Here is a 2,300-nt window from a genome sequence, read left to right on the forward strand (position 1 = left end):
ATCCATGGGATCAAAGCCTGCCGTTACGGGGCGCCGAGAGGCGCAGCACGATCCCTTCCGCCAGGCAGAGCGCGCAGCGTCTCCAGCGCCGCGGCCCCCGCGCCATCGGCCACCTGCAATTCCGCCTGGCGCAGGCGCAGCGGCGCCGGGCGCGCGCTGTGGGCGGCGGCGCGGCGCAGCACATCCGCCGCCGGCTCGTAGAGGTCGAGCGTCGCCAGCCCCTCGGCGATGCGCTGCGCCGCCGCCTCCAGCGCCGGGCCGGGGGGCAGCTCGGCCTCGCGCTGGGCGAAGGTCTGGGCGGCCTCCAGCACCGGCGTCTGCGGGTCCGCCAGCACGCCGAGCAGCGCCTCCCCCGTGCGCGCCGCCACCTGCTCCGCCGCGTCGGGGAAAAGCTGGGCCGTCTCCTCCAGCAGGGCCAGGGCGCTCTCATGCTGGCCCGCCTGATGATAGAGCTCAGCGGCGCGCAGGCGGCGGGCGAGTTCGCGGCCATCGCCGCGCCAGGCGGGAATGGCGGCCTCCAGCATGGCGGCGGCGGCGCCCGGCTCCAGCCGGCCGCTGGCCAGCCCGGCCTCGGCGATGCGGCCACGCGCGCGGTCGCGGATGTCACGGTCCCGCCCCTCGGCCAGTTTCTCATAGCTGGCGAGGGCGATGGGGAGGTCGCCGCGCGCCTCGGCCAGCCGGGCGCGGGCGAAGGCATAGGGCGGCGTCACGGGCGCCCCCGCCTGCCCGGCCTCCTCCAGCAGGGCGGCGGCGTCGCGCAGGGCGCCGCCCTCCACCAGGGCGCGGGCGGCGCGCGGCAGGAGGCGGTCGCGCAGCGTCGGCGGGTAGCGCAGCAGCAGCGGCGCCAGCCGGTCGAGGTCGGCCAGCACGGCGGGCTCGGGCGCCTCCTCCCCGGCGGCCTCCAGCCGGGCCAGGGCGCGCCACAGGCGCGGCTCGCCCGTGGCGGGCAGGCGCGGATCGTCGAGCGGCGCCAGCGCCTCCTCCACCCGCCCGGCCAGCAGGGCGGCGGCGGCGCCGAGCAGCAGGGCGCGCGGCTCGCCGGCGAGGCGCGGATCCTCCTCCAGGGTGAGCTGCACCAGCGCCTGGGCCTCCGCCCCGAGGCCAAGGGCGAGGAGGATCTGCGCGAGATCGAGGCGCAGCCCGCCGCGCTCCTGCGGCGCGGCGGCGATCAGCGCGGCGAGGGTGGCGCGGCGCTGCTCCAGCAGGGCGGCGGGCGGCTGCTCCGGCAGGGCGAGCAGCCGGGGGATGGCGGCGGCGGTGGCGGCCAGATGGCCGGCGGAGACGGGGCCGATCGCCAGCGGGCCGCTGGTGGCGAGGGGGATGGCGAAGCCCTCGCGCACCGCGCGCAGCACGGTGGAGGGGTCGCGCACCGCCACCGCCACGCCCTGGCCGGTGGCCAGCAGGTCGAAGGGCGGGAAGTCGCGCGCCACCGGCACGCCGCGCGCCGGGGCGGGCAGCAGGCCGAGCAGCAGCAGGCCCTGGGGGCCAGCCTGGCCTTCCCGGCGCTGCGGGTCCGGCACGGCGATGACGCGGCCCGGCGCCTCGGCGCGGAAGAGCAGGCGGGGGGCCTCGCCCTCCTCCTGGTCCAGCGGCAGGGCGGCGGCGGGGCTGGCGGCGGCGGCGGGGAGGAGCACCCACCCGCCTTCCCCCTCGCGGCGCAGGGCGGGGGTGGGGGCGCCGGGGGCGAGCGGCAGGCGCAGCACGGCGGCGCCCGGCACTTCCACCGCCTCCACCCCGGCCAGCAGCGGGGAGAGGCGGCGCAGCGCGGCGATGTCGGGCGGGCGGCTGTCGTCGAAGGCCAGCAGCAGGGCATCACCCCGGCGCAGCGCGGCGGCGGCGATGGCGCGGCCGAAAGGCAGCGGCACGGCCCGGGACGGCATGGCCTGGGGCAGAACAGGCGGGGCCGGCACGGGCTGGGACGGCACCGGCTGGGGCACTGCGGCAACGGGCGCGGGCAGTGGGGCTGGCACTGGAGTTGGCAGGGGGGCTGGCACGGGGGCTGCCGCCACTGGGGCGGGCATCGGGCCGGGCCGGGCCGGCGGCTGGGTGGCCAGGGCGGAGGGGGAGGCCGGCACGGTGGCGGGTGGCGGGCCGGCGACCGGGGCCGTGGGCACCAGAGCCGTGGGCACCTGCTGGGCCGAGGAAGCCGGGGCGGAGGAGGCCGGGGCTGAGGAGGCCGGGGCGGCACGGCTGGCGGCCATGGCCTCCAGCGCCTGCATCGCCGCCGGATGGCGTGGCGCTGGACGCAGCGGGGCAGGCCGCGCTGCGCGGGCGGCGCATCGGCTTCGTGCAGCAGGCGC

The 2,300-nt window shown here is 80.4% G+C and carries 2 protein-coding genes; one reads left to right on the forward strand and one right to left on the reverse strand.

Translation table 11 applies throughout. The annotated features are described in order from the left end of the window. Window positions 1-23: 23 nt before the first annotated feature. Window positions 24-1,880 (reverse strand): hypothetical protein, encoded by a 1,857-nt coding sequence (locus tag NON00_RS24375; protein ID WP_256025396.1) that lies wholly within the window; start codon window positions 1,878-1,880, stop codon window positions 24-26. 226 nt (window positions 1,881-2,106) lie between these two features. Here NON00_RS24375 and NON00_RS24380 point away from each other — a divergent pair. Then, window positions 2,107-2,300, forward strand: a 194-nt coding sequence (locus tag NON00_RS24380) for a hypothetical protein (RefSeq protein WP_256025398.1), incomplete at its 3' end; no start/stop codon positions are given.

Origin of the sequence: Roseomonas sp. GC11 (genome assembly GCF_024437745.1) — a bacterium.
Taxonomy (GTDB): domain Bacteria; phylum Pseudomonadota; class Alphaproteobacteria; order Acetobacterales; family Acetobacteraceae; genus Pseudoroseomonas.

Bases quoted from the DNA above. Each gene is read 5' to 3' on its own strand.
- NON00_RS24375 (WP_256025396.1), bottom strand. From the start codon at position 1,880: ATGCCGTCCCGGGCCGTGCCGCTGCCTTTCGGCCGCGCCATCGCCGCC.